This window comes from Gulosibacter molinativorax (genome assembly GCF_003010915.2).
In the GTDB taxonomy this organism is placed as follows: domain Bacteria; phylum Actinomycetota; class Actinomycetes; order Actinomycetales; family Microbacteriaceae; genus Gulosibacter; species Gulosibacter molinativorax.
Window position 1 is genome coordinate 890,294 of record NZ_CP028426.1, and the last position, 26,896, is coordinate 917,189.

Below are 26,896 nucleotides of genomic sequence, written 5' to 3' on the forward strand. Positions count from 1 at the left end.
TTTCAGGATTTAGGAGAAATACGTATGAGTCAGGAAGTTACGCTCCCGGCCCTCGGTGAGAGCGTCACCGAAGGCACCGTCACCCGTTGGCTGAAGGGTGTCGGCGACACCGTCGAGGTTGACGAAGCACTGCTCGAGGTCTCGACCGACAAGGTCGACACCGAGGTTCCTTCGCCGGTTTCCGGCGTCATCGAGGAAATCCTCGTGCAGGAAGACGAGACCGTCGAGGTTGGCGCCGTACTCGTTCGCATCGGTGACGGCAGCGGCGCTGCCGCGCCGGCGAAGGAGGCGCCCGCAGCCGAGGCCGCACCGGCACCGGCACCGGAGGCTACCGCTCCTGCACAGGAAGCCCCCGCACCCGCCGCGGCTCCCGCAGCAGCAGCAGCACCCGCAGCAGCAGCACCCGCAGCAGAGGCTCCAGCTGCTGGCGGCGACGCCGTCGACGTCACGCTTCCCGAGCTTGGCGAGAGCGTCACCGAAGGCACGGTCACCCGTTGGCTGAAGAGCGTCGGCGACTCGATCGAGGTTGACGAGGCACTGCTCGAAATCTCGACCGACAAGGTCGACACCGAGGTTCCCTCCCCCGTCGCTGGTATCGTCCAGGAAATCCTCGTGCAGGAAGACGAGACCGTCGAGGTCGGCGCCGTACTCGCACGCGTTGGTTCCGGCGAAGCACCCGCTGCGGCTCCTGCCGCTGCTGCACCCGCTGCCGAGGCCGCTTCGGCTGCCCAGGCACCTGCAGCGCCCGCGGCCCCGGCTGCACCTGCAGCACCCGCGGCCCCGGCTGCCCCGGCTGCACCTGCTGCTCCATCGGCACCGGCCGCTCCCGCCGCCGCACCTGCTGCTCCGGCAGCCCCCGCTGCACCGGCTGCTCCGGCCGCACCTGCGGCGCAGTCCGGCACCAAGAGTGACCCGCGCTACGTCACCCCGATCGTTCGCAAGCTTGCCAACGAAAACGGCATTGACCTGACGCAGGTCTCGGGCACCGGCGTCGGTGGCCGTATCCGCAAGGAAGATGTCCAGGAGGCCATCAAGGCGAAGGCTTCGGCTGCCCCTGCCGTAGCCGCCGCACCGGCCGCTGCTGCTGCAAGCCCCGCTCCTGTCCAGGTGTCGGAGCTCCGTGGTACGACGCAGAAAATGTCGCGTCTGCGCAAGGTGATCTCCACTCGCGCAGTCGAGTCCATGACCACCACCGCGCAGCTCACGACCGTGGTCGAGGTGGATGTGACCAAGGTCGCGAACCTGCGTCAGGCGAAGAAGGCAGAGTTCCAGCAGAAGACTGGGTCTAAGCTCTCCTTCCTGCCGTTCTTCACGCTCGCCGCGATCGAAGCGCTGCAGACCTACCCGATCATCAACTCGCGCGTCGAGGACGACTCGATCGTCTACCCGGCGACGGAGAACATCTCGATGGCGGTCGACACCGAACGCGGACTGCTCACCCCGGTGATCAAGAACGCAGGCGGCAAGACCATCGCCGAGCTGGCAACCGAGATCGATGACCTCGCAACCCGCAGCCGTGACAACAAGCTCAAGCCGGACGACCTCGCTGGCGGTACCTTCACCGTCACGAACACCGGTTCGCGCGGCGCACTGTTCGACACCCCGGTCGTCTTCCTCCCGCAGGAGGCCATCCTGGGTCTCGGCGTGGTGGCCAAGCGTCCGGTCGTCGTGAAGACTGCTGAAGGCGAAGACAGCATCGCGATCCGCTCGATGGTCTACCTCGCCCTGAGCTACGACCACCGCATCATCGACGGTGCGGATGCATCCCGTTACCTCGGCCAGGTGAAGCAGCGCCTCGAAGAGGGCGCGTTCGAGGGCAATCTCGGCATCTAGTCCGATTGGAACCGCGAAGGCGGGGTGTGACGCGCTTCAGCGCCACACCCCGCCTTCGTCGTGTCTGTTCTTCTTCTTCTTCTTGGCGAATGTCCTCGGAGCAGGATGCGTGATTTCACCGCGCACCTTCGAGGGAAACGAATCAGGCGAGCACCGCATCCGGTGCTCGCCTGATCCGTTGGCTAGCGTGGCTGACCGGGGTTAGCGACTAGCGCTGCTCCAGCATCGACTGAGCAAAGAACTCGGTGAGCTCTTCACGCGCTTCGAGGGGCAGGATGTTCGCGACGTACTGGTCGGGGCGAACGATCACGATCGCGCCGTCACGGCTGATCTCTCGCAGGTCGTAGATGTCCTGCTCATGCTGGGCCGCGGCCATGTCGTTGACGTCCGTGATCGTGCCGATGGAGTGCACGCGGAAGTAGTCCTGCAGCTGGAACGGACCGTGATCCGGGCGGAACGCCTTGTGGATGTCCGAGAAGTCAAACTCGGTGTAGCGCTGCTGGTAGACCACGTTGACCTCGAACCGCGAGTTGCGGTCGTCGCCGATCGGGGTGAACTTGTTGATGGGCGACTCCGGGGACGTTTGCAGCCACTCGGCAAGGCGCTCGGTGGGCGAGTCCTCCCCCGCCTTCGCGGGGTCGGCGAACACGTAGATGCGGTAACGCCCGTCGGCGTAGGCCTGGTGACCCAGGTAGATCGGGTTCACGTCCGCCACACGAATCACCGGTGCCGCCTTGAAGCGCTTGCCAATCGGGAAGCCCTTGGCGAGATCCTGGTGCGTCGCTTCGCCGGTCAGGATCGTCGGGGTGTACTCGGTCATGAAGCCTGCGGGGAACTCAGCCGTCTTGACGTAGAACTCTTCAACTTCACCCGGGCTCTCGAACTCCTCCGGCTTCTTCGCCATCAGCGTTGACCACTGCTTGTCGAAGTTGATGAGGTCGACCGCGACGGACTGACGTTCGGCCGAGTAGGTGTCGAGCAGCGACTCGGGGGCGAGCCCGCTGAGCACCTGGCCGAGCTTCCAGGAAATGTTCCAACCGTCCTGCATCGACACGTTCATGCCCTGGCCTGCCTTCGCGCTGTGCGTGTGACAAGCGTCGCCGGTGATGAACACGCGCGGCGTGCGCGTGCCGACCTCGGACTCGTCGACGTTGTCGAACTTGTCGGTCACGCGGTGGCCAACCTCGTAGACGCTGTGCCACGGCACATCCTTCACGTCGAGGTTGTAGGGGTGCAGGATGTTGTTTGCCTTCTGGATGATCTCGTCCAGCGGAGTCTGGCGGATCGCGTGGTTGTCGTCTTCGGGAACCACACCGAGGTCGACATAGATTCGGGTCAGGTGACCACCCTCGCGCGGGATGTGCAGGATGCTACCCGCGGTCGAGTGGATGACGGACTTGATGCGGATGTCGGGGAAAGTCGACTGGCTGAGCACATCCATGACGCCCCACGCGTGGTTCGAGACGTCGCCGACGAGGCGGCGGCCGATCGACTTGCGAACCTTGCTCGCGGCACCGTCGGAACCGATGACGTACTTCGCACGGATTGTGCGCTCTTCGCCCGCGCGCTCGCCCGTGGTGTGGGCAACGGTGACGGTGACCGGATACTCGTCCTCGTCATTTATCTCGAGGCCGACGAACTCGTAGCCGTAGTTGGGGGTGATACGCCCGGGCGCGCGCTCGGCGAACTCGATGAAGTAGTCGAGCACGCGGGCCTGGTTCACCACGATGTGCTGGAACTCGCTGATGCCCCGGGCGTCGTCAGCAGTACGACCGGTGCGGATGATGTTGGCCGGGTTCTCTGGGTCGGGGTTCCAGAACGCGGTCTCGGTGATTCGGTAGGCCTCGGCGACGATGCGCTCCTCGAACCCGAAGCACTTAAAGGTCTCGACCGTGCGGGCCTGGACGCCATCGGCCTGGCCAAGCTTCAGGCGGCTATCACGACGTTCAATCACGTGGGTGCGGATATCCGGGTACTGCGAGAGCTGCGCGGCAGCGATGACGCCAGCGGGACCCGAACCAACGATCAGAACATCAAGCTCGTCCGGCAGGTCGCTCGGACGGTTCAGTCCGTAGCCTGCGGCTTCGTGGACTCGCGGCTCCTGCGACACGTATCCGTGGTGGTGAAACTGCATGTGAAGTAATCCTCCTCGATTCGCCTCACGCAGCTGGGATCGGACGCGCGTGGGCTCCCGGAAAGGCTATCCCTTCTACGGGATACGCGGTGAACTTTCACGGAACTTCCGTTATAGGAATCGTGCGAGCTCCGTTTCTCCGGATTATTGGCCTCATTCGGGCAACCAAATTTCCCTTAAGCGCCAGCCGTCGGGAGTGCGTTCGAGCGACACGGAGCCAGACACGCTGCCGGAGAACAACTCGATGTCGCCAAGGTCGGCAGCGAGCACCCAATCCTGCTCGCCGCTTAGTGGAGCCCATGCGGCGTTACCGTCGCTCAGGAGTTCCCGATCGGTCTGCAGGCCCGGAGCATTCGGCGAGTAGAGAGGGGCCAGGCAGTCTGGCGCGGCCGCCGCCAGGCACTCTTCACGCGCGGCGAGGAGGTCAGGAAGTGCATCCAAGGATTGCGCGGACGACGCGGAGGTAGTGACGTCGGCGCCATCTTTCTCGGGTGGATGGTCGCCCGCGGGCACTGCCCCGGCTTCGAACCCCACGGGGGCGTCGGGCGCGGAGTCAATTTCGGAAGCGGTATCCGCATCCGCTCCCTCGCTCGCACCCTCGCTCTCACCTTCGCTATCCGCGGAGTTTCCAGTCACGACGAGCACTCCCCCGAAAACCGTTAAGGCTCCGACGAGCCCGAAGGCCGCCCAAATGCGGGGTCGAACGCGGGAAGCCCACGCGGTAGCGGGTGCTGCAGCGGCGCGGACTCGGGCAAGCGCGCCCTTGGCGGGACGGTCGTCCGGTATCGGCAGGAGTGTCTCGACCGGGTCCTTGCCGGACTCGCGTTGCTTCGGGCCGCCGTTCACCGACGCCCCCAGAATCGCACCGCCTGTCACCTTGCCGCCCTCGTGCGACGCTCCGCCCGGTTCAGTCGAGTGACGCGGCAGGACGGCTTCGGGCAGTGGTCCGGGTTCTGACCACTGGAACAGTGCATCGGTCAGTCGGTCGACCGCGTCAGTTGGCGTCACACCATCCCGCAGGGCGTCGATGAGCCTGCGAAGCTGCCCATCCGCATCCTGCGTTGACAACCCGAGGACGGTGTCGCCGAGCCGCCCGAGAGCGCGCAGATCATTGGACCTCGCGAGGTCGGCCTTGAGTGCGGTGAGGCCCTCCAGCCGGATCGCGCTCCCCCACGCATCCAGGCTCGGGCGGCCCTCTTCGTCGAAGCGACACGCGCCGACGCCGATCGCGCCATGCGCGATCCCGTTGCGATGCGCCAGTCCCACGGTCTCGACGATCGGCACGAGGGCGGTGACGACTGCCCCGGGGTCGAGTTCGGTGCCCGCGGCGACAACGTCGCGCCAGCTCCGCACCCGCTGAATGGGAAAGATCGCGATCCGAGAATCACCGTCGGTGAGGATTTCCTCGGCGAGCTCGACGAACTCCGAACCAACCTCGTCACGGAGGGCGCATTCGGTCGACAGTCGCATCCCGGCATCCGCACCGCTCGCGACCACGAGTCGACGGTGCTGCAGTTTTGGCAATGCCCGATCAGTAAATCCACTCCAATGTTCGCTCCCGATCTCGACCACCGTGCTCGCGAATTCGGCCACCGCGATGAACTCGCGCCCGTCTGCGGTCAGGGGTCTCACGAGCCGCCAACCGGCGATCGTCTCGCCCACCGCTGGGCATGCCGACTGAGCCGTCTTCGAGCCTCGATCCGTGAACATGAGGGAATCCTGCAACACGGTGCGATCCGAGACCTGCAAAGGAGGCGTTACCTGTTGATAACTCTTGAATTGTCGACGACTGTGGACAGTTGGAGACGGGTATTGTAGAAGCACTATGGCGAAAACTTCCGACGCATCTACAAAGGAGCCGGGCCGCATCCGGCAGCTCATTGACGTCTTCAAGATGACCGCGAAGTACGACAAGGCGGGTGTCGTCATGATCATCGCAGGATTCGTCCTGCCGATCATCCTCGCGGTCGTACTGTGCATCGTGACGAGCCCGAACTGGATCATGTGGATCCTCTACATCGTGCTGGGCATCGTATTCGGCCTGCTCATCGCAATGCTGCTGCTCAACTGGCGGGCCGAAAAGGTCGCGTTCGACCAGCTCGAGGGCCGACAAGGCGCATCCGGCGCGGTACTTTCCTCGGCGATGCGCGGCACCTGGCGCACGAGCGACGAGCCGGTCGCGTTCAACCCGAAGACTCAGGACTTCGTGTTCCGTGCCGTGGGCAAGCCCGGCATCGTGCTCGTGACCGAGTCGACGAGCGCCGCGACCAAGCGACTGTTGAACGATGAGCGCCGCAAGACAGAGCGCCTCGTCCCCACCGTCACCGTGCATCACGTGCTGGTCGGTAAGGAAGCCGGCGGTGTCCCACTCACCAACCTCAAGAAGACGCTCAATAAGCTTCCGAAGCAGCTCCGACGCGAAGAGATCCTCGCGGTTGAATCGCGGCTGGCGTCCCTGCAGCAGCACCAGCTGCCGATCCCCAAGGGCGTGGACCCGAACAAGATCCGCCCCTCCCGTTCCAAGATGCGCTAGTCGCGCATCCCCGCTCTTTCGGGCCTCCTGCTAGCGAAACTTTCGCAGCACGAGGCCCGAAAGTGCTTCATGGCCCCCGCGCCGGTCCTGATCCATGATCAGCGCAGGAATCACGAACACGAGCAGAATCTGGCGCACCCAGGGCCGCCACCATCCGGGGGCATCGCCCTGGACGGTCGTGTTGCGCATCCCGAATACCGTGTGCCCGATCGAGCCGCCGATGAGCGCAATGGACAGGCTCGTGATGACGACAAAAAGCGCCGACACAGCGATGGGATCGTAGTTGAACAGCCACCACGACAGTAGGCTGGCGATACCCCAGTCCACGATGAGTCCAAGGATGCGCGTACCGAAATTTCCGACCGAACCAGGCCCATCCTCGGGTAGCCCAAGTCGCTCCCCCGGATAGCTGCTGTCAGGAACAGAGGAGCTTGAGTCCGAGGATTTCGTCATTGGGCAAGTCTAACTTGCGAATAAAGTCCACTGACAGGCGCGCAATGCCACCGCCATCAGACAAACGTGCGTATACTTCACATGTATGCCGTGATTTAGTGAACGCTACTGGGACGCGGCACCGGGTGAAAGGCCCGGACCACCACACCGAGGAGGAACTCCCAATATGTTTACCGAGCCAGCCGAACTGCTCTCTTTCATCAAGGAAAAGGGGATCTCGTTCGTTGACATCCGCTTCACCGATCTTCCCGGTACGCAGCAGCACTTCAACGTGCCAGCGTCCACGATCGACGACGATTTCTTCAGCTCAGGCCAGCTCTTCGACGGTTCCTCTATCCGTGGCTTCGCATCGATCAACGAGTCGGACCTGCAGCTGATCCCGGATGTGACCACCGCGTACGTGGACCCGTTCCGCGCCGAGCCGACCATCATCATTTCGTGTGACATCTTCAACCCGCGCACCGGTGAGATCTACCACCGCGACCCGCGCCAGGTTGCGAAGAAGGCCGAGAAGTTCCTCGCCTCGACCGGGATCGCCGACACGGCAATCTTCGCCCCCGAGGCCGAGTTCTACGTCTTCGAGGATGTTCGGTTCGAAAACAAGCCGAACCACTCCTACTACAAGGTCGACTCGGACGAGGGCTTCTGGAACACCGGTCGCGAAGAGGTTGGCGGCAACCTCGGGAACAAGACTCCCCAGAAGGGTGGGTACTTCCCGGTGTCCCCGGTCGACAAGCAGGCAGACCTGCGTGACGCGATGAGCATGACGCTGATCGAGAGCGGATTCCACCTCGAGCGCGCGCACCACGAGGTCGGTTCGGGCGGCCAGGCGGAGATCAACTATCGGTTCAACACGCTCGTCCACTCGGCGGATGACGTGCTCAAATTCAAGTACCTCATCAAGGGTGTCGCGAACGACTGGGGCAAGACGGTTACCTTCATGCCGAAGCCGATGTTCGGCGAGAACGGCTCGGGCATGCACACGCACATGTCGCTGTGGCTGGACGGCGAGCCCATCTTCTACGACGAGGCGGGCTATGCATCGCTCTCGGACACCGCTCGCTGGTACATCGGCGGCATCCTCGCGCACGGTAAGTCACTCGCGGCGTTCACCAACCCGAGCACGAACTCATACCACCGTCTGGTCAAGGGCTACGAGGCGCCGATCAACCTCGCATACTCGGCGGGTAACCGATCGGCCGCGGTGCGCATCCCGATCACCGGTTCGAACCCCAAGGCCAAGCGCATCGAGTTCCGCACCCCGGACGCGACGGCGAACCCTTACCTCGCGTTCGCGGCTCTGCTGATGGCGGGCCTCGACGGCATCCAGAACCGTACCGAGCCGCTGGCCCCGATCGACAAGGACATCTACGAGCTGCCTGCAGAAGAGGCAAAGGCGATCCCGCAGATGCCGCAGTCGCTCGCAGAGGCGCTCCGGGCCCTCGAAGAGGACCACGACTACCTCCTCAAGGGTGGCGTCTTCGACGAGGAACTCATCCAGACCTGGATCGAGTACAAGACGAAGGCCGAGATCCAGCCGATGGCTGAGCGTCCGCACCCCTACGAGTACGAGCTGTATTACGGCGTCTGATTCCGAGGGGTCTGAGGCACCGCTCTCCCGGTCTCTGAGCCCAGTGATTTACTGAGCCCCAGGCAGCTGATACTGCCTGGGGCTCAGTCTACCTCTGGACGTTTACGGACGTCCACGGGGAGTAAACGGACGGGTTTTCGGACGCCGCTTTTACCTTGCCGCGCCCGGCTCAGATGCGAGTTGTGTTTAGCGCGGGGAGATCGCTGATCTTCGCTCCTGGCAGATCCCCGACGCCAGGACTTAGGACAGCAGATCATGTTGGAACACCCCCGGACACGTCATAGCGAGCCAGCCGAAGCAAGTCGAGGTGCCGCCGCGGAATCAAGAGGTAGGGAGCGTGAACTGGTACTGGTCAGTTCCTGCCTCGCGGGTGTTCAGTGCAGGTACGACGGCCGTGCCCGACCTGACCCGTCCTATTAGCGGCAGTCCAATAAGGCCGCGCACAGGTTCGCGACGCCTTGGATGTCGAGCCGCCCCGCACCCCGAAGCGCACCCCGCCTGGGCGGCGCAGGCAGCAGCGCGCCGAGCCCAGGGCGCCCCCTCCTCAACACTGCCGACTGCGTCGTCGAGGCAGCACAGCCGAGCAGAAGGCGACCCGGCAACGACACCAGCATGACCGCACGGCGTTGCTGCTCGACAAGTTCGGGGCCGAGCACGCCCGCCGCGACTAGCTCGGCATGCGCACGATCAACCCGCACCGCACCACCGCCGATGCCCGCACACGAGCCGACCTTACCCACGCCGAGTCCGACGAACTCTGCAACCTCCCGGTGGCCGATGCCGCCCGGCGCATCGAGGCCAAGCGCAACCAGCAGGAGAGAACCCGGCGGCAGGCTGCACGGCGGGCACGGCAACTCGACCCGTTCGACCGCGGATCCCGTCGCACCGGCCAGTACGCAGCTTTGGGATGCCCCTTTTGAGTGGTAGCTATCAGGTCGTGTGTGGTGCTCTCCGCGTGAGCGGTTGTCGGCTACTCTCCGTCGTGGATGGCACCTCCAGGCGATTCGTCGCCGAGGGAAGGAATGTAGATCGATATTCCGTCGAGTACCTCACAGAACCTAGCTCCGTGCGCGACGACGGTTGATCACTCTCCGCAGGATACTGACTGGGGTGAGCAGGAACACCCATCCGAACTTGCACGCGTTCCAGAACATCAAGAATCCGAGGAACGCGAGCCATAAAGGTCCGCCGCGATCAAGAAGCGTGAAGCAGATACCGAAAGCGAAGAAGTAGGTTGCGGCCAGAACGAGTGCGATAGCTGCCCGTGACAGGCTGTGCGCGCCGCGCAGGCGGCGGATGATTAGATTCGTGGGGGCGTGCTGCAGGAATGTATGAATGGAAACGCCGATGTTCCATGCGGCTCTGATCATGGGACACGCAACCTCTCGCTGACCAGGTTTGATGGTCGGTAGCGGCTAGGAGAGTGTTGTCCTCGGCTGAGGCCGGGGGACGTTGGCTGTCTGTACACAGCCAACCTGAAGTGTGGTTGCTACCACTCTCATTTTACTCTTCGTTCCATTTTCGACAAGGGCTCAGGGTGCCGCTCCCTGCTGAGGTCGTGCCTGGCTTATCTTGACCGTTGGGCATGACTGCTGATCGTCTTGCTTGCCTGTCCGGTGAAGTCGCTTCATGCTGGAGGTATGAACGAAGCGCGGGGAGATGGTGCCATCGAGTCAGGTGTGTTCCATGTCACGGTGTCGTTCGAGGGCGAGTGGTGGATGGCGAGGGTCGCCGAGCTGCCGGGCGTAGTCGTGCCAGCAACATCGTTGCCGGAGCTTGATGAGATGGTGCGCGGTGCGATCATGATGAGCATTGATCCTGGCGGGGTACGTCCTCTGGATTCGATGGTCGTCGCGTATGACTATGGCGGGTTGTCGCGTCTGCTGCAGTTAGCGGCGAATGCAGGAGCTCAGCGCGCGCGCATCGTCGAGGCGGGTGTCGGGCTGAAAGTGCTGTTGCGGGCGGCGAAGACTGCGCTGGTAGATGAGGGGTACTCGTTCGCAGATATCAGTCGCCTCCTGGGATTATCAACGGCCGAGGTAGCACGACTGCGCGAGCTGCGGGACTCAGACGGCGACTGACCGCAGCCGCCTGTTTAGAGCCGCGGGCCGCTCTGCTGTTGAGCAGGTGCAGTGCGGGCTCCAGGTGCCGTGGCGAGTCGGGCAGCGTTCGCGACAGCTTGCTGAGCGCGGATGGCGTCCAAGCTCTGGTTGCGGTTCTGCGGAGGGTCACCGACAGGTCGATACGGATCGGTGACGCCATGTCGGTCTCGATAGGCAGTGACGGTGCGCAGATTCCGCATCCACTGGTCTTGTACCGCGGGCTGCACGGGTGGCGTGCCGAGGGATTCGAGCCAGCGTGGCCGGTCGCGCACCGCGTGCTCGGCGAGGGCCTGGGCTCGTTGTTCGATAAGCACGCGCCGCTCCTCGAGCGCCTGCTGGGTGAGCGGGTCTGTGCCGCCAGTGAACTCGTAGATGAGTCCTGCGATCATCTTCGCGGGTTGGCGAGCTTGGGTGCTGCCGGTCTGGCTGGTGGTCGCAGCCCTGAGACGGTGGAGAATCACGGCGGCGAGGTCGTCGGCACCGGCCAGAGGGCGAGACGCGATGAGTGCGGGTACCAGGCGTGCGATGTCATAGTTCTCCGCCTCCGCACGGCGCAGCTCCGCGGCAAGCGCCCCGTAAACGTCGGATTCGGTGATCGCCTCGACCTGGTCCGTGGTGAGGGGGGATGCTTCGAGGATCTCGAGCCAGTGGTCGTGCTGTGCGTGGGTGACGATGGTGTCGTATTCTCCGGCGAGCTGCGCGATGGAGGACCAGTGTTCGTGTTCGGCGCGGAGAAGCTCGTGGGCGGAGCGTTCGGCGGTCTCGTGTGCGAGGACGCCGGCGAGGACGCTGCGGGCGGTGACGTCGAGTTCGGGGTTCTTCTGGTGTTCTTCGAGGGGGAACTGGTCGATCGCGACGTAGGCGTGGTTGGCGTCGCGGCCGCGGGTCATGGCGACGTAGAGGCTTTCGCGGGTCATCTGGGGTGAGTGGACGATCGAGTGTGCGGTGTCGACGGTGGCTCCTTGTGCGCGGTGCACGGTGATTGCGTAGCCGAGGTCGAGGTTGTGGGTCGCGTAGTCGGCGGGAAGGCGTATGGCGCTACCGAATCGGGTTCCCGCACGGCGGACGGTGACAGATCCGTCGCCGTGGATGTTGGTGATGCGCCAGCGGTCGCCATTTCTGACCCAGCGAGGTCCTCCTGTGCTGAGTCGGCGATCGTTCTTCCGGGTGATGACGAGGTCACCTTCGCTGGCTTCAGTGCCCGAGGAGAGAGTGATGCTGGCTCCTGCGCTGGTGTGGCCGGTGAGGATGCGGTCGGTGCGTGCCCGGATGTTCAAGGTGGTGACCGTTTCGAGGGTCTCGGCGACGAGGATGCTCTGTTTACCGCTTCGCATGTCGCTCTGCCAAGCGAGGTAGGCGCGTTCGGTGACCTCCTCGTAGGTGCCTGCCGTGATGCGGTCGTGGGCGTCGTATTCGTCGATGACGGATGCTTCACCGAGGCGCAGACAGAGGGAGGCGTGCTTCTCCCACGGGTTTCGGAATCGTCGTACGTCGTGGAGTTCAGGGGTCTGATCGAGGTCACGGGCGAGCATGCCGAGCGCTCCCCCGGCCTCAACGGCACCGAGTTGCGCCCAATCGCCGACGAGGACGAGTTTCGCACCCGCTTGCTCAGCATGGGCCGCGAGGCGTGACAGCGCGATCGTGCCAGAGAGCGAGGCTTCGTCGACGATCATGAGCTGCCCGCGGCGCAGCCGCCATCTGCCCGCGTGGTGTTCGTGGAGCCACTTGACGGTGTTCTCGGTACGAATACCGAGGTCAGCGGCGAGCACCTGCGCGGCATCGGCGGAGCTGGCGAGCCCGACGACACTGTTTTTACCGTGTGCGAGCTCCCACGCGCGGCGCAAGGATGCGAGCGTGGTGGTTTTCCCGGTGCCTGCGGGGCCGATGAGCACGTCGACGGTGCGCGCGAAAGTGGCGATGAGGGTTATCGCTGCAGCTTGGTCGGGGCCGAGCCTGCGGCCTTTGCGGTCGGTTCTGCGGGTGACGCGCTCGAGCAGGTCATGTGGCACGAGAGGGGCGGTGTGGGTGTGGGCGAGACGCAGGAGGAGGTCTTCGGCGTCGAGCATCTGCTGGGAGGTGTACAGGGTGCCGTGCTTGATGCGGAACGTGCTGCTGCCGTCAGAGCGCTGGAAGTGTGTGGGCGAGACGGCCAGTTCTGGCGGGGTGAGCCGTACGGATGCGGCTTCCGCCCGATCGGCGATCAGGCCAGTGACGGCTTCCCGATCGGTGATCGATGCGAAGCGGATCCCTTTGAGAAGCCTCGAGGCTTCGGAGTGAAGGTTCCATCGTTTCCAGGTCGATCTGGACTCCCCGACGGTTGCGACCACGCGCTGCGCGATGTCATCGATGGTATCCAGCGGGATGTCGTCTGCTCGAAGGAGCGGCTGCGGCGCGGTACCGCTGAGGACGTCTTGCACCCAGTTGCTGGCGTCCTGCCCGAGCACACTGGTGGCGCGGGCCCGCCACCGTTCGGTGAGTTCGGCGAGCGCGTAGACCTGCTTGTCGGGGCGGGTAGCGAGGGTGGCTTGTGCGCGGAGCCGGATGATGGTCTTGCGTGAGGGGCGGCGGCCGTGCTGCTGCTCGTAGTCGGCGATGAGTTCGTCCGTGCGGGCATCGATCGCTTGGGAACGGGAGGAGAACTCCTCGATGAGGGTGTCGGGGATCCCGGTGATCTCCCATGCCGGTGCGCGCCTGGGGCCACGGTCTCTGGCTTCCCACCCGATACCGAAGTCACGGGTGAGCTGATCGGCGAGGGCATTGTTGTAGTGCTCGCTGAGGGCGACCACAGCGGCGTGCATGGGTCTGCCGTCGATCGCACGCCATTTCCCGTCGTGGACGCCCTGGACTCGGTTCGCGATGACGAGATGGGTGTGCAGCTGGGGTTCGTTGGAGCGGGAATCGTAGTGGTCGAACGCGGTCGCGATCACGCCGGTGACTTCGACCTGGGCGAGACCGTTGTGCCCGACTCTGGTCATCACCACTTCTCGTTCGAGGAGATCCAGAACCTGTGCCATCGCGTGGTGGTGGGCTCGGGCGATGAGCGCTTGGGTGCCGCCGTCGGCGACCGCCCACCACACACTCACCGACTTCGGAACGGAGAAGGTGTAGTCGTAGCCGGCGACCGGATGCCGTGTCGACCGTTGCCGCTCTTCCGTCTCGATGAGTTCGAGTTGCTGTTCACGTTCCTCTCCCTCGAGGGTGTCGGGGAGGGCCTGAACGCGGCGATCGATGCGCTCCTGCCGGGTCAGGAACGATCGGTAGGGCGATCCGAGCGGTTCCCCGGTGACCGGGTGCCTGCCTTGCCCAATGAGGAACCGCAACTGCTCCTCGGTGACTTCCGCATCGGCCGTGATCGCGGATGCTTCCAGGCCGGTCAATGCTGACCCAGCCCAGAACCCGGGCGGGCTGCCTTTCTCCTGGTAGTAGCGAGTCAACGCGTCAGTGAGATCACGATTGCCGTCGCCGGTGACGACGGACTTGAGGAGATAGCGGTACCCCTCCCCCGCGGACATCACACGCATCGACACCGTCACACCTAGAGGTGTCCCGCGCCTTCCCCATTGCGTTCCTCATCGGATGCTGAGGGCGTGACTCGGGGCGACGACCTATCGTTCGTGCGATTCAGAGCCCAAGACCAGTGCCCGTGGACGAAGCATAGCCGGTTCGCGTGATCCCCGTGCGGGTCACGGTCACATGAGAGCGAAGCTGAGGGGCGGAACCCCCGGCACCGGCCTGCCTCGCCTCTCCGCCGGGCGCTGCTGCGGAGTCTTCAGGGGCGTGTTGCGGGAGGAGCCATTGGCGGATCAGGTCACGGTCGTCTCCGTAGGCATCACCGATCGTGTCGGCGTAATCGCGCCGCCTCTGCCAGTACGCGAACTGTTCGGGTGCTTCGGTTCTCGCCCGGGTCTTCGCTCGTTCGAGACGTTCCTCACGGACGGCGAGGAGTGTTGCGAAGTATCGTTCGGTGTGGTCAGGTACGACGTCAAGGTCGCGCCCCTGACGCCAATGGGTGAGCAGGGTTTCCTGGTCTTGGGCGATCTCCTCGCTGGTGACGGCCAGGCTGTGCGCCTCTCGTGCCGTTTTCTCGGTTCCAGGTTCCAGCCACGCCATCGCCTGCGTGATCTCCGAGAGACGCTGGACGTGCGCGGGGAGTGGAATGTCGCGCTCGTCGAGCCAGCGTTCAACGACAGCTTGGTCGATTTGTTGTTCCGCAAGGATGTTCCGCTCCTGCCAAAGGATTTCTGCTCGCATCTCCTGGCGTAGTGCGTCTGCCGGGTGTGCGGCCTTGAGCCATGCCCGTGCTTGGCGCCGCCATGCTGCTCGCAGTTCTCCAGGCCCGGATGCATCAGATGTCATGCCGCTGAGGTGCCTGACGCCATCCACCAGGCACCCAAGTAGACAGATAGTGCCTGGCACGCACGGTCTCCTGCGGCTTCGGCCCGGCGTCGTTCTCGACGGGAAGCACGGTGACGCCCCTGAATCAGTCCGGTGGGAGGTGCGGGGCACCTGCTCCTGATGGTGCTCTGCCATCACCCCAAGGAGACGGGCTGCCTGTCTCGTACAGCACGCAGGAGGAAACGGATGAGCGTCGAAGTGCTCCATACGGATGCCGCACACGAACCAGGGGCGGGGTATCCGCCGGGGAGGGCGCTGGCCCGGTGGGTGGCGATGCTGCTCACTGGGCTGCTCATGATCACCGGCCTCGCCCTCGGCTCAGCCTCCCCCGCGCAGGCGGCGACCCCCGGGCCTGGTTTCGGCGACCCGTACGGGCCGAACGGGTCGATCGGGGCGTTCATCGCGAACGACGGCACCCAGGTGTACTGCATGGACCTCAGCGCGGTGCCCCCCTGGGGGAACACCACCGGCCCGGTCACGGTCGAGGAACTGAACTCGCACAGCGGCTTCAACCTCACCGCGACGGAGCTGGCAAAGCTGAACTATGTCATGGCGATGTGGGGGCAGTCCGGCGATCCGCATGTCACCGCTGCGGTGCAGCTGTATGTGTGGTCGGTCGCAGATCCTGTCCCCTACAACTCGCACGGCATGTCCGGTGACGACTACTACGTCGCTCGCGCTCCTGCGGCGAACCGTCCGCAGATCCTCGCGAACCTCGCCCAGATGCGGGCGCAGGCCGACGCGAACCATGCGGTGAACCCGCAGGTGTCGGTGGCGATCGACATGGCCGACCAGTACCAGGGAACGCTCACCGTGTCGGCGTCGCCGTCGAGCCTGTCCGGGACGGTAACGCTTACGAATGCGGTGTTTGCGAACGGTGAGTCCACCAGGGCTCTCGGTGCTGGCAGCTTCCCGATCACGGGCACCCCCGCCGATGGGGTTCCCTCGTACCGGATCGAAGCATCCGCAACCGTGCCGGCTGCGGGGCTCGGCGCGCGGGTGAACCTCTACGACACTCCCGGACAGCAGCGGTTGCTCGGCGGCGCTTCCCCGATGGGGCTCGATGCGCACACCCGCACCCCGGTGATCGAGCTGGACTTCCAGCCCACGATCACCACTCAGGTGTCCTCCCGCTACGTTGCGGAGGGCGACACGTTCGCCGACCAGGTCACCGTCGGTCTGTCCAAGGGCACCTGGATCCACCTTGATGGCACCCCGGTTCCGGTGAACGCGGTCGGCACGTTGTATGGGCCGTTCGATGAGCAGCCTGCCGAAGCTGACACCGCCCCTGCGGGTGCGCCGGTGGCGGGACAGGTGGAGCTGACGCTCACCGGGACGGGGGTGTACGACGCCCCAGCGACGATCACTGCCCCCCAGTCCGGGTTTTACACCTGGGTGTGGGAGATCGACAAGGACACGCAGGGACAGTACGCGAAGTACCTCACCGACTCGGTGCGTGACCGCTTCGGTTTGGTGCCGGAGACCAGTGTCGTGCCGTTCCAGCCGGTCGCGGTGTCCGAGGCCGATCAGCGGCTCGTCATTCCCGGCGACGCGGTGACCGACACGATCACCGTGTCCTCGAGCAACGGCGCCTGGCTGAAGATCGGTGGAGAGCACATCCCGGTGGTCTTCGAGGGCACCCTGTACCAGGTGCCGGGCACGCTGCCTCCCGCCCAGTCCCCTACCGTCGACCCGGCCGCCGTGCCGGTCGGTGAGGTGACGATCACCGCGGACGGGCCCGGCGTGTACACCTCCCCGGAGGTGACCGTCCCGAATGCAGGATTCGTGACCTGGGTGTGGCAGGTGCGTCTCGCCGCGCAGCCGGAAGAGCTGCGGGACTACCTGGCGGGTGACTGGATCGACGAGTACGGCATCCCCGTGGAGTCGACCAGCGTCCGGCATCCGATCGAGACGACGAGCCAGTTGCGCGAGTACAACGTCCACGAGGGTGGGCGCGCGTTCGACACGATCGTCGTCTCCGGGTTCCCCGACAACCACCCCGACTTCGCTGGTGACGGCTACTGGGGGGCAGACACCAAGACCATCACGCACACCGTGTACGGGCCGTTCGCTTCCGATACCGTCCTCACCGACGACCTCGATCTCACGGACGCCCCGGTGCTGACGCGCGTGGACACCCCGGCAAGAAACGGGGTGTACCAGATCGGGTACACCGACGAGGACCGGATCACACCGACCGAGCTGGGCTACTACGTGATCGTGAGCTCCTTTGACGGTGACGACCGGGTGCAGCCGTACCAGTCGTCGCCGGCGGACATTCGGGAACGGTTTTTCGTCCCGGAAGAGCCCGAGTATGAGGCTCCGGTATCGGTGATCACGCAGGCGACGCCGTCGGCGCTCGTCGGGGAACCGTTCGAGGACACCGCCCTCGTGCAGGGCACGATCCCCGAGGGCGCGTACCTCATGTTCCGCGCCTACGGGCCCGTGCCCGCCGATGAGGCACCGCTGTGCGAGGCGGACCCGTTCTACGTCAGCGACGAGATCCCGGTCACCCAGCCAGCCGTCTACTCCTCCGGCACCACATCGGTGGAGTCGGCGGGGAACGTGTACTGGATCGAGACGCTCTACGACGCCGACGGTGAAGTGCTCTCCGAAGGCAACTGCGGGGCGCCCGGTGAAACCACCGTCATCACCGAAGGCGAGAAGCTCGAGGTGACCACGAAGGCGGTCGCGAACGTGGTGCTCGGTGAGCCCGCGCACGATGTCGCGATCATCACCGGCCCGGTGCCCGAGGGCACCACCCTCGTGTTCGAGGCGTACCGGCAGGACGGCAACGAGACGGTGTGCGAGGCGGACAACCGCGTGTTCGACACCTGGGAGTCTCCGATCACGGTGACTGGGCCAGGCGAGTACGCCTCTGCCGAGGTCGTGTTCGACAAGGTCGGCACCTACTTCTGGATCGAGACGTTGCTCGACGCTAACGGGGAGAGCATCCACCGTGGGCACTGCGGTGCTCCGGGCGAGACGACCGTCGTCAGTGAAGTGCCGGTCACTCCCGAGCCTCCTGTTGAGGACACTCCGAAAAGGGAGCTCGCGCAGACCGGGGCCGACGGGTGGCTGATCGGAGTCGGTGCCGCTGCGGCGCTGAGCCTCCTCGCCTCCGGCGCGGTACTGCTGTTCGGGCGCCGCCTCGCGCAGCGCCGCGAAGCAGCCGAGAACGCGGAAGGGGGTGAAGAGCCCGAGTTCGTAACAGTCGACGAACTACTCAATGAATAGCTTCAGCTAGAGGTAGAAGAGTCTGCTGCGGCGGCCGGACACCAGAAAGGTGTATGGCCGCCGCAGCAGACCTCTCTCTACCTCGCGAAGGAAGGCGACCTCATCCGTGCCGGTAGAGCGCAATGGGCGCCTGTCGTGTTAGCGGCTCGTCAGAGTCCGCCCGATCCTCGTATGGGTTCTGTTAGGACGCCTGTTTCGGGGGTGTGGGCGGGTGTTTGATCGTGAGTTGCGCCCGCTGTTTCGGGTTGCGCGGCTAGTGGTACTGCTGTCGCTTGTTATCCGGATGGAGCTTGTTGTGCTTGACATCGTCTACGTGCTGGGCGTGATCGCCTTGTTCGTCGTCGTCGGGCTGCTGGGGAAAGCGGTGGAGAAGCTGTGATCGTCTTTGAGCTTCTCGCCGCCGGTCTCGGGGTCGCGGCGATCGTGTATCTCGTGTTCGCTCTCGTGAAACCGGAGCGCTTCTGATGACCTGGGTGTACGCGCTTTTCGCCCTTGCCCCCGTCGCCATCATCCTGGGCGTGCTGTACCGCCCGTTCGGTGACTACATGGCCTGGGTCTATACGTCCCGCAAGGACTGGAAAGTCGAACGCGGGATCTACATGATCATCGGCGTCGACGCGAAGGCCGAGCAGACCTGGCAGGCCTACCTGCGCAGCGTGCTCGCGTTCTCCGCGATCGGCCTGCTGATCGTCTACGGTCTGCAACGCTTCCAGCAGTGGCTGCCGTACTCGCTGGGCTTGGAGGCCCCGTCGGAGCATCTGTCGTTCAACACCGCGGCATCGTTCGTCGGCAACACGAACTGGCAGTCCTACTCGCCGGAGCTCACCGTCGGCTACACGGTCCAGTTCGCGGGTCTCGCGGTGCAGAACTTCGTGTCCGCCGCAGTCGGCATCGCGGTCGCCATCGCCCTGGTGCGCGGGTTCGCCTACCGGCGCTCGGGCACGATCGGGAACTTCTGGGTCGACCTGATCCGCGGCACGCTGCGCATCCTGTTGCCCATCGCAGTGGTCGGCGCGATCGTGCTGATGATCGGCGGGGTAATCCAGAACTTTAACGGCTTCACCACCGTCACCACGCTCACCGGCGCCACCCAGACGATCCCCGGCGGACCTGTCGCGTCCCAGGAGGTCATCAAGCTGCTGGGTACCAATGGTGGTGGATTCTTCAACGCGAACTCCTCCCACCCCTTCGAGAACCCCACAGCGTGGACGAACCTGTTCCAGGTGCTGCTGATGCTCGTTATCCCGTTCGCCCTGCCGCGCACCTTTGGGCGGATCGTGGGTGACAACCGCCAGGGCTACGCGATCCTCTCCGTGATGGCGATCCTGTACGTGGCGTCGTTCAGCATCCTCACCGCACTGGAATCCGCAGGCATGGGCACCGCCCCCGAGCTCGCGAGCGGTGCGATGGAAGGCAAAGAGCAGCGGTTCGGGATTCTCGGATCGACCCTGTTCGCCACCACCAGCACGGGCACGTCCACTGGCGCGGTAAACTCGATGCACGACTCGTACACGGCGCTGGGCGGGATGATGCCGATGCTGAACATGATGCTCGGCGAGGTCTCTCCCGGCGGTGTCGGTTCCGGGATTTACGCGATCCTGGTCCTCGCGGTGATCGCGGTGTTTATCTCTGGTCTGCTGATCGGACGTACCCCGGAGTACCTGGGCAAAAAGATCGGCCCGCGCGAGATCAAGCTCGCCGCGCTCTACATCCTCGTCATGCCAACCCTGGTGCTGGCCGGGACGGCGCTGAGCTTCGCGATCCCCGGTGTCCGGGAAGAGGTGGAGAGCACGTCGATCTGGAACCCCGGCATCCATGGCATGTCCGAGGTGCTGTATGCGTTCACGTCCGCGGCGAACAACAACGGTTCCGCGTTCGCGGGTCTCACCGCGAACACCCCGTGGCTGAACACCGTGCTGGGGCTTGCGATCCTGCTGGGCCGGTTCGTGCCGATCGTGTTCGTCCTCGCCCTGGCCGGTTCCCTTGCCGCTCAGGACAAGGTTCCGACCACTTCCGGAACCCTCCCCACGCACCGCCCGATGTTCATCGGGCTGCTGACCGTGGTCACGATCCTGGTGACCGCACTGACCTTCTTCCCCGTTCTCGCGCTAGGTCCGCTAGCGGAAGGGCTGATGTAAACCATGTCCACTATCACCCAACCCCGCCCGAAAACGGCGGGCACCCCTGCCCGGAAGGGCGGGTTCACCTGGGAACAGGTCCGCGCAGCCCTGCCCGGCGCGTTCCGCAAACTCAACCCGAAAGAGCAGTGGCGCAACCCCGTCATGTTCCTCGTCTGGCTCGGTGCCGCGCTCACGACGATCCTCGCAGTCACGGAGCCGTTCGTCGGCGGACCTGCCGATTCCGGCGGGACGGTCGTGCCGTGGTCGTTCACCTGGGCGATCGCGGTGTGGCTGTGGCTGACCGTGCTGTTCGCGAACCTCGCCGAGTCTGTCGCCGAAGGCCGTGGCAAAGCACAGGCGGAAACGCTCCGCAAGACCCGCACCAGCACCATGGCCAACCGCGTCAGCAGCTACGACCCGAAGGCCGACCCCGCTGCGGAGCGGGCCGCAACGACGCAGGTGTCATCCTCCGACCTCACGCTCGGTGATGTGGCAGTTGTGACCGCGGGCGAGCTGATCCCCGGCGACGGGGACATCGTGTGGGGTATTGCGTCGGTGGACGAGTCAGCCATCACGGGCGAATCCGCCCCGGTGGTCCGCGAGTCCGGCGGCGACCGTTCCGCGGTCACCGGCGGCACCCGGGTGCTGTCGGACCGGATCGTGGTGCGCATCACCTCCAAGCCGGGTGAGACATTCGTGGACCGGATGATCTCCCTCGTCGAGGGCGCGGCACGGCAGAAGACGCCGAACGAGATCGCGCTGAACATCCTGCTCGCGTCCCTGTCGATCATCTTCGTCGTTGTCGCGCTCACCCTGAACCCGATCGCGTCTTATGCGGCCGCCCCCGTGAGCGTCACGGTACTGGTGGCGCTGCTGGTGTGCCTGATCCCGACCACCATCGGGGCGCTGCTCAGTGCGATCGGTATCGCCGGGATGGACCGGCTCGTGCAGCGCAACGTGCTGGCAATGTCCGGGCGCGCGGTCGAGGCTGCGGGCGATGTGACTACGCTGCTGCTGGACAAGACCGGCACCATCACCTACGGCAACCGGCGCGCCAGCGCGTTCGTCCGCCTCGGCGGTGTACGGGAGCAGGAGCTGGTCCGGGCCGCCGCGCTGTCATCGCTGGCTGACCCAACTCCGGAGGGCGTATCGATCGTCGAGCTCGCCGAGCAGGAGCACGGAGAGTTCGACCGGAACACGACTGGGGAAATCGTCCCGTTCACGGCACAGACGCGCATGTCGGGCCTGGACCTGCCCGACGGCACTCAGATCCGTAAGGGCGCCGGCTCGGCCGTCACGGCCTGGCTGGAAGAGGGCGGTGAACGTCTTCCGTCATCGCTGGCAGCGGAACTCGATGAGTATGTCGAGCGCATCTCCCAGTCCGGTGGCACTCCGCTCGTCGTCGCCACCAAGGATGCCGCCGACCGGGGGCACCTGCTCGGTGTGGTGCACCTCAAGGACGTCGTCAAGGAAGGGCTGCCAGCGAAGTTCGCCGAGATGCGAGCCATGGGTATCCGCACGGTAATGATCACAGGCGACAACCCCCTCACCGCGGCCGCCATCGCGAAAGAGGCCGGCGTGGACGACTTCCTCGCTGAGGCCACCCCGGAAGACAAGCTCGCCTACATCCGTAAGGAGCAGGAGGGCGGGAACCTGGTCGCGATGACCGGTGACGGCACCAACGACGCCCCCGCACTCGCACAGGCCGATGTCGGGGTCGCGATGAACTCCGGCACGTCGGCGGCGAAAGAGGCCGGGAACATGGTCGACCTCGACAGCGACCCGTCCAAGCTCATCGACGTGGTACGGATCGGGAAGCAACTGCTGATCACCCGCGGGGCCTTGACGACGTTCTCCATCGCGAACGACATCGCAAAGTACTTCGCGATCATCCCGGCCATGTTCATGGGCGTGTTCCAGCAGCTCGCCGCGTTGAACATCATGGGGCTGCACTCGCCGGCCTCGGCGGTGCTGTCGGCGATCATCTTCAACGCGATCGTGATCGTATTCCTCATCCCGCTCGCCTTGCGTGGAGTGAAGTACCGGCCCGGGAACGCGTCCAGCATCCTCGGCCGTAACCTCGCCATATACGGGCTTGGCGGTGTGATCGCCCCCTTCATCGGGATCTGGCTGATCGACTTGGTCGTCCGCCTCATCCCCGGCTTCTGACACACCTTCAGAAAGATGAGAACATCATGAACACACAAGCTCGTGGAGTCGGGCGCACCATCTGGGTCGCCACCCGCGCGATGGCGCTACTCACCCTAGTCCTCGGCGTCGGATACACCCTAGTGATCACCGGGATCGGGCAAGTGGCCTTGCCCGCCCAGGCGAACGGGTCGATCCTCACCGACCAGGACGGCGACGAGGTCGGGTCGTCGCTGATTGGCCAGTCCTTCACCGATGCGGATGGTAACTCGCTGCCGGAGTACTTCCAGCCGAGGCCTTCCGCCGCAGGCGACGGGTACGACGGTGGCGCTTCCTCCGGGTCGAACTACGGGCCGGAGAACGAGGATCTGATCGCCGCGATCACCGAACGCAAAGCCCAGATTGCGGAGTTCAACGGCGTCACCGAGGCCAAAGTCCCCGTGGATGCGGTCACCGCGTCGTCGTCGGGACTGGACCCGCACATCAGCCTTGCCTACGCGCAGATCCAGATCGACCGGGTCGCCGACGCGCGCGGGATCTCCGTGGAGCAGGTGCGGGAACTCGTCGCGGCACACACCCAGGGCCCGGACGCCGGGTATTTGGGAGAATCGAGGGTGAACGTGCTGGAACTGAACCTCGCCCTGGACGAGTTGGAGGACTGATTATGCCGAAACGGGGGCAGCTTCGGGTATTGCTCGGCGCTGCCCCCGGCGTCGGCAAGACCTTCACCATGCTCGAAGAAGGACGCCGCCTCCTCGGAGACGGGAAAGATGTCGTCGTCGGGATCGTGGAAACCCACGGCCGGGCCGCAACGGCGGCGATGACCGCGGGAATCCCGGCCGTCCCGCGCACGCGCATCGAGCATCGCGGGGTCACGCTCGAGGAGATGGACCTGCAGGCGGTGCTGGACCGTCGCCCCGAGATCGCCCTCGTCGACGAGCTCGCGCACACTAACGCGCCCGGCTCGAAGAACGACAAACGGTGGCAGGACGTCGAAGAGCTCCTCGCTGCGGGGATCGACGTGGTCTCCACCCTCAATATTCAGCACATCGAATCCCTCAATGACGTCGTCGAGCAGATCACCGGCGTCCCCCAACGAGAGACCGTCCCCGACAGCTTCCTGCGCGGTGCGGAACAGATCGAGGTCGTCGACCTCGCCCCGCAAGCGCTCCGCGACCGGCTCAGCAGAGGATTCGTGTACCCGGCCGAACGCATCGACGCGGCCCTGTCGAACTACTTCCGCCTCGGGAACCTCACCGCGCTGCGCGAACTCGCCCTCATTTGGCTCGCGGATGAGGTCGACCAGGCGCTGAAGGGATACCGCAAGGATCACGGCATCGACAGCACCTGGGAAGCCCGCGAACGCGTTGTCGTCGCCCTCACCGGCGGTCCCGAAGGCGAGACGCTGTTGCGGCGTGGAGCGAGGATCGCGGCCCGCTCCGCTGGCGGGGAACTTGTCGCCGTGCACATCACAAGCCAGGATGGGCTCCGCTCCGCGAACCCCGCCACGCTCGCCGAACAGCGCGCGCTCGTCGAAAAACTCAACGGCACCTACCATCAGGTCATCGGGGAAGACATCCCCACCGCGCTGGTGGAGTTCGCTCGCTCCGTCAACGCCACCCAACTCGTCTTGGGTGCCAGCCGTCGCGGACGCGTTACCGCCGCGTTCACCGGGCCCGGGATCGGCGCGACCGTCGTCCGCGAATCCGGCGACATCGACGTGCACATGGTCAACCATGCCGCCGCCGGCCGGAGCTTCACGCTGCCGCCGCTGACCGGAGCACTCACCCGCAAACGCCGCGTCCTCGGCTTCATCGTCGCACTCCTGGGCGGCCCCGCACTCACCGGCTTGCTGAGCCTGTTCCACAGCGAAGACTCCATCACCACCGACGTCCTCAGCTATCAGCTCCTCGTCGTCATCGTCGCACTCGTCGGCGGTATTTGGCCTGCCCTGTTCGCCGCAGTGCTCTCGGGGATCACGCTTGATTTTCTGTTCATCGAACCGCTGTATACAATCCACATCCACCAGCCGCACCATCTGCTGTCCCTAATCTTGTACGTCCTCATCGCGAGCCTGGTGAGCTTCGTCGTCGACCGCGCCGCCCGCTACACCCGCGCCGCCCGCCGATCTGCCGCCGAATCCGAACTGATCCAAACCATCGCTGGCAGTGTGCTGCGCGGGGATAACGCGATCCAAGCGCTCGTGGATCGCACCCGTGAGGCCTTTCAACTCCCCGGGATACGGCTCATGCGCGGCGAAGACGTCCTCGCCCGCTCCGGAGAGCCGACCCCTGACAACCATTACGCCAGTATCCGGATCACCGACGACACCACCCTGGAACTGCACGGCCCCGACCTCGCCGCCTCCGAACAACGCCTCCTCGCCGTAGTTACCGCGCAACTTACAGCCGCCCTCGAACACGAACACCTCACCGAAACAGCGAAACAGATCGAACCGATCGCGGCATCAGACCGGGTTCGCGGCGCACTCTTGTCCGCGCTCAGCCATGATCTGCGTCGCCCGCTCGCAGCCGCCTCCGCTGCCGTCGGGGGGCTGAAAGCAGCAGGACCCGACCTGGCGTCCGCAGACAAGAAGGAACTGCTCGACACCGCCGAAGAAAGTCTGGGCGCTCTCGCAGCCCTGGTCACCGACCTCCTCGACGTCAGCCGTCTGCAAGCCGGAGTCCTCACCATCGCAGAGATCCCTACCGATCCTGCCGAGACCATCGCGCCCGCCCTCGACGAACTACATCTCGGTCCCACCGATGTCACCCTCGCGCTTGATCACGGTGACGCTCTCGCGTATGCGGACCCGGTTCTACTCCAACGCGTCCTCGTAAACCTCCTCATGAACGCACACCGTTATAGCCCCACCGGCACGCCGATCCACGTTGGCACCAGCACATTCGAGAATCGGCTTGAGATCCGCATCGTCGACCGGGGACCCGGTATCCCACCAGAGAAGATGGACGATATCTTCCTGCCCTTCCAACGCCTCGGTGACACCGACAACACTACCGGCCTCGGCCTAGGGCTTGCCCTTTCGCGCGGCTTCATCGAAGCCATGCACGGCACCCTCACCCCCGAAGACACTCCCGGCGGTGGACTCACCATGGTCATCTCCCTCCCCACGATCCACACGAGCCAGGAGCCGTCATGAAAATCCTCATCGCCGACGATGACCCACAGATCCTCCGCGCCCTGCGCATCACCCTCGCCGCCAAAGGGTATGAGATATTCACCGCAGCCGACGGCGCGCAGGCCATCGCCGCTGCCATTGACCACCATCCGGACATCTTCCTCATCGACCTCGGCATGCCGAAGCTTGACGGCATCGAAGTCATCCACGGCATCCGCGGCTGGTCTGGGGCCCCCATCCTCGTCGTGTCCGGCCGTACCGGTGCGGCCGACAAGGTCGAAGCCCTGGACGCTGGCGCCGATGACTACATCACCAAACCCTTCGCCGTTGAAGAGCTCCTCGCCCGCATCCGCGCCCTCACCCGCCGCGTCCCGCAAGAAGAGACCACCCCTGTCGTACACCTCGGCAAGGTCACCATTGACCTCGCCGCCCACAGTGTCACCCGCGACACTCCCGACGGGCAGAAACAGATCCGGCTCACCCCCACTGAATGGCAAGTCATCGACATCCTGATCCGCAACGCCGGGAAACTCGTCACCCGTCAGACCATCCTCACCACCATCTGGGGCACTGAACACGCTGAAGACACAGGATACCTTCGCCTCTACGTCTCACAACTCCGCCGCAAACTCGAAGACCACCCCAGCAACCCGACACATTTGCTCACCGAACCCGGCATGGGCTACCGGCTCGATGGCATGACCACATGATGCTCAGTACTCCGCAGCGATGAGCATCATCGATACGATCGGCATCATCGGAGAGATGCTGTCCTGGATCGGAGCCATCATTGGCATCCCCTTTCTGATCACAGCCGTCATCATCAACGCCATCGACGGTCCCCGCAGTGTCACGAAAGTCACAATCGTTGAGGATCTCGATCAGCAGCGGATCGCAATATGGAGCGTGAAGGAACGCACCTATACGCGTCACCTCACCTCCCACGATGATCTTCGCGACCACGATTCGACCACCGTCACCGGATACGTTCCCGAACGCCGGCCCGACAGGCTTCACCTGCATAAACGCTCTCATGCAGAACGTCTCTGCCGCACCCTTGCGATCACCATGCTCAGCACCGCAGCAATCGGGTTCGTCGCATCTCTCCTCCCGATATTCTGGTGACCTTCCATCAGCGCAACCTGCACTCATGCAGTGCCGCGTGCGGTAGCCGTTAGGGTTCTGGCAAGCGTCATATGGGTACCGTTAGG

At 64.7% G+C, this 26,896-nt stretch carries 20 protein-coding genes; 14 read left to right on the forward strand and 6 right to left on the reverse strand.

The genetic code is table 11. The annotated features are described in order from the left end of the window. The first annotated feature begins 24 nt into the window (after positions 1-24). Complete coding sequence (sucB, locus tag GMOLON4_RS04270) at positions 25-1,833, forward strand: 2-oxoglutarate dehydrogenase, E2 component, dihydrolipoamide succinyltransferase (RefSeq protein WP_026935800.1); 1,809 nt, start codon at positions 25-27, stop codon at positions 1,831-1,833. 208 nt (positions 1,834-2,041) lie between these two features. On the opposite strand, the gene GMOLON4_RS04275 is transcribed toward sucB, so the two are convergent. Then, on the reverse strand, positions 2,042-3,967 hold the full coding sequence (locus tag GMOLON4_RS04275) for an FAD-dependent monooxygenase (protein WP_026935799.1): 1,926 nt from the start codon (positions 3,965-3,967) through the stop codon (positions 2,042-2,044). A gap of 153 nt (positions 3,968-4,120) precedes the next feature. Next, positions 4,121-5,677 (reverse strand): hypothetical protein, encoded by a 1,557-nt coding sequence (locus GMOLON4_RS04280; RefSeq protein WP_146137486.1) that lies wholly within the window; start codon positions 5,675-5,677, stop codon positions 4,121-4,123. 115 nt (positions 5,678-5,792) lie between these two features. Here GMOLON4_RS04280 and GMOLON4_RS04285 point away from each other — a divergent pair, with 115 nt between their 5' ends. After that, positions 5,793-6,500 (forward strand): DUF4191 domain-containing protein, encoded by a 708-nt coding sequence (locus GMOLON4_RS04285; protein WP_026935797.1) that lies wholly within the window; start codon positions 5,793-5,795, stop codon positions 6,498-6,500. 30 nt (positions 6,501-6,530) lie between these two features. Here GMOLON4_RS04285 and GMOLON4_RS04290 read toward each other — a convergent pair whose 3' ends face one another. Beyond that, a complete protein-coding gene (locus tag GMOLON4_RS04290) occupies positions 6,531-6,953 on the reverse strand; it encodes a hypothetical protein (protein WP_026935796.1) in 423 nt (140 codons plus the stop codon). A 166-nt stretch (positions 6,954-7,119) separates the two neighbouring features. Between GMOLON4_RS04290 and glnA the strand changes: the two genes are divergently transcribed. Together glnA and GMOLON4_RS04300 are read left to right on the forward strand one after the other, a co-directional pair. Beyond that, positions 7,120-8,544 (forward strand): type I glutamate--ammonia ligase, encoded by a 1,425-nt coding sequence (glnA, locus tag GMOLON4_RS04295; protein WP_026935795.1) that lies wholly within the window; start codon positions 7,120-7,122, stop codon positions 8,542-8,544. A gap of 677 nt (positions 8,545-9,221) precedes the next feature. Beyond that, positions 9,222-9,464 (forward strand): hypothetical protein, encoded by a 243-nt coding sequence (locus GMOLON4_RS04300; protein ID WP_146137485.1) that lies wholly within the window; start codon positions 9,222-9,224, stop codon positions 9,462-9,464. A 138-nt stretch (positions 9,465-9,602) separates the two neighbouring features. Here GMOLON4_RS04300 and GMOLON4_RS04305 read toward each other — a convergent pair whose 3' ends face one another. Beyond that, a complete protein-coding gene (locus GMOLON4_RS04305) occupies positions 9,603-9,914 on the reverse strand; it encodes a hypothetical protein (RefSeq protein ID WP_051265950.1) in 312 nt (103 codons plus the stop codon). 270 nt (positions 9,915-10,184) lie between these two features. Between GMOLON4_RS04305 and GMOLON4_RS04310 the strand changes: the two genes are divergently transcribed. After that, positions 10,185-10,625: a hypothetical protein gene (locus GMOLON4_RS04310; protein WP_026935793.1), complete on the forward strand. Its 441-nt coding sequence runs from the start codon at positions 10,185-10,187 to the stop codon at positions 10,623-10,625. 14 nt (positions 10,626-10,639) lie between these two features. On the opposite strand, the gene mobF is transcribed toward GMOLON4_RS04310, so the two are convergent. Next, positions 10,640-14,167 (reverse strand): MobF family relaxase, encoded by a 3,528-nt coding sequence (gene mobF, locus GMOLON4_RS04315; protein WP_051265998.1) that lies wholly within the window; start codon positions 14,165-14,167, stop codon positions 10,640-10,642. A gap of 100 nt (positions 14,168-14,267) precedes the next feature. Continuing rightward, entirely contained in the window at positions 14,268-15,002 is a 735-nt protein-coding gene (locus tag GMOLON4_RS04320; RefSeq protein ID WP_146137483.1) for a hypothetical protein, read from the reverse strand. Positions 15,003-15,227: 225 nt separating this feature from the next. Between GMOLON4_RS04320 and GMOLON4_RS04325 the strand changes: the two genes are divergently transcribed. The 9 genes from GMOLON4_RS04325 (at position 15,228) to GMOLON4_RS04365 (ending at position 26,810) form a co-directional block, all read left to right on the forward strand. Then, positions 15,228-18,278, forward strand: a complete 3,051-nt coding sequence (locus GMOLON4_RS04325) for an RHS repeat domain-containing protein (protein WP_035731471.1) — start codon at positions 15,228-15,230, stop codon at positions 18,276-18,278. A 211-nt stretch (positions 18,279-18,489) separates the two neighbouring features. Further along, complete coding sequence (locus GMOLON4_RS04330) at positions 18,490-18,657, forward strand: hypothetical protein (RefSeq protein WP_156198513.1); 168 nt, start codon at positions 18,490-18,492, stop codon at positions 18,655-18,657. Continuing rightward, positions 18,654-18,743: a potassium-transporting ATPase subunit F gene (locus GMOLON4_RS04335; protein ID WP_035731468.1), complete on the forward strand. Its 90-nt coding sequence runs from the start codon at positions 18,654-18,656 to the stop codon at positions 18,741-18,743. The genes GMOLON4_RS04330 and GMOLON4_RS04335 overlap by 4 nt, the downstream gene beginning before the upstream one ends. After that, positions 18,743-20,416, forward strand: coding sequence for a potassium-transporting ATPase subunit KdpA (gene kdpA, locus GMOLON4_RS04340; protein WP_026935790.1), 1,674 nt, complete (start codon positions 18,743-18,745; stop codon positions 20,414-20,416). Before GMOLON4_RS04335 ends, kdpA begins: the two co-directional genes overlap by 1 nt. A gap of 3 nt (positions 20,417-20,419) precedes the next feature. Continuing rightward, a complete protein-coding gene (gene kdpB, locus GMOLON4_RS04345) occupies positions 20,420-22,567 on the forward strand; it encodes a potassium-transporting ATPase subunit KdpB (protein ID WP_035731465.1) in 2,148 nt (715 codons plus the stop codon). A gap of 26 nt (positions 22,568-22,593) precedes the next feature. After that, positions 22,594-23,208 (forward strand): potassium-transporting ATPase subunit KdpC, encoded by a 615-nt coding sequence (gene kdpC, locus GMOLON4_RS04350; RefSeq protein WP_026935788.1) that lies wholly within the window; start codon positions 22,594-22,596, stop codon positions 23,206-23,208. A gap of 2 nt (positions 23,209-23,210) precedes the next feature. After that, positions 23,211-25,706, forward strand: a complete 2,496-nt coding sequence (locus GMOLON4_RS04355; protein WP_026935787.1) for an ATP-binding protein — start codon at positions 23,211-23,213, stop codon at positions 25,704-25,706. Continuing rightward, complete coding sequence (locus GMOLON4_RS04360; protein WP_026935786.1) at positions 25,703-26,395, forward strand: response regulator; 693 nt, start codon at positions 25,703-25,705, stop codon at positions 26,393-26,395. Before GMOLON4_RS04355 ends, GMOLON4_RS04360 begins: the two co-directional genes overlap by 4 nt. A 19-nt stretch (positions 26,396-26,414) precedes the next feature. Further along, positions 26,415-26,810 carry a hypothetical protein gene (locus GMOLON4_RS04365; protein WP_026935785.1) on the forward strand — a complete coding sequence of 132 codons (396 nt, stop codon included), beginning with the start codon at positions 26,415-26,417 and terminating at the stop codon, positions 26,808-26,810. Positions 26,811-26,896: the final 86 nt, after the last annotated feature.

Coding starts and splice junctions, on each gene's coding strand:
- sucB (WP_026935800.1), top strand. CDS start 25: ATGAGTCAGGAAGTTACGCTCCCGGCCCTCGGTGAGAGCGTCACCGAA.
- GMOLON4_RS04275 (WP_026935799.1), bottom strand. CDS start 3,967: ATGCAGTTTCACCACCACGGATACGTGTCGCAGGAGCCGCGAGTCCAC.
- GMOLON4_RS04280 (WP_146137486.1), bottom strand. CDS start 5,677: ATGTTCACGGATCGAGGCTCGAAGACGGCTCAGTCGGCATGCCCAGCG.
- GMOLON4_RS04285 (WP_026935797.1), top strand. CDS start 5,793: ATGGCGAAAACTTCCGACGCATCTACAAAGGAGCCGGGCCGCATCCGG.
- GMOLON4_RS04290 (WP_026935796.1), bottom strand. CDS start 6,953: ATGACGAAATCCTCGGACTCAAGCTCCTCTGTTCCTGACAGCAGCTAT.
- glnA (WP_026935795.1), top strand. CDS start 7,120: ATGTTTACCGAGCCAGCCGAACTGCTCTCTTTCATCAAGGAAAAGGGG.
- GMOLON4_RS04300 (WP_146137485.1), top strand. CDS start 9,222: ATGCGCACGATCAACCCGCACCGCACCACCGCCGATGCCCGCACACGA.
- GMOLON4_RS04305 (WP_051265950.1), bottom strand. CDS start 9,914: ATGATCAGAGCCGCATGGAACATCGGCGTTTCCATTCATACATTCCTG.
- GMOLON4_RS04310 (WP_026935793.1), top strand. CDS start 10,185: ATGAACGAAGCGCGGGGAGATGGTGCCATCGAGTCAGGTGTGTTCCAT.
- mobF (WP_051265998.1), bottom strand. CDS start 14,167: ATGCGTGTGATGTCCGCGGGGGAGGGGTACCGCTATCTCCTCAAGTCC.
- GMOLON4_RS04320 (WP_146137483.1), bottom strand. CDS start 15,002: ATGACATCTGATGCATCCGGGCCTGGAGAACTGCGAGCAGCATGGCGG.
- GMOLON4_RS04325 (WP_035731471.1), top strand. CDS start 15,228: ATGAGCGTCGAAGTGCTCCATACGGATGCCGCACACGAACCAGGGGCG.
- kdpA (WP_026935790.1), top strand. CDS start 18,743: ATGACCTGGGTGTACGCGCTTTTCGCCCTTGCCCCCGTCGCCATCATC.
- kdpB (WP_035731465.1), top strand. CDS start 20,420: ATGTCCACTATCACCCAACCCCGCCCGAAAACGGCGGGCACCCCTGCC.
- kdpC (WP_026935788.1), top strand. CDS start 22,594: ATGAACACACAAGCTCGTGGAGTCGGGCGCACCATCTGGGTCGCCACC.
- GMOLON4_RS04355 (WP_026935787.1), top strand. CDS start 23,211: ATGCCGAAACGGGGGCAGCTTCGGGTATTGCTCGGCGCTGCCCCCGGC.
- GMOLON4_RS04360 (WP_026935786.1), top strand. CDS start 25,703: ATGAAAATCCTCATCGCCGACGATGACCCACAGATCCTCCGCGCCCTG.
- GMOLON4_RS04365 (WP_026935785.1), top strand. CDS start 26,415: ATGAGCATCATCGATACGATCGGCATCATCGGAGAGATGCTGTCCTGG.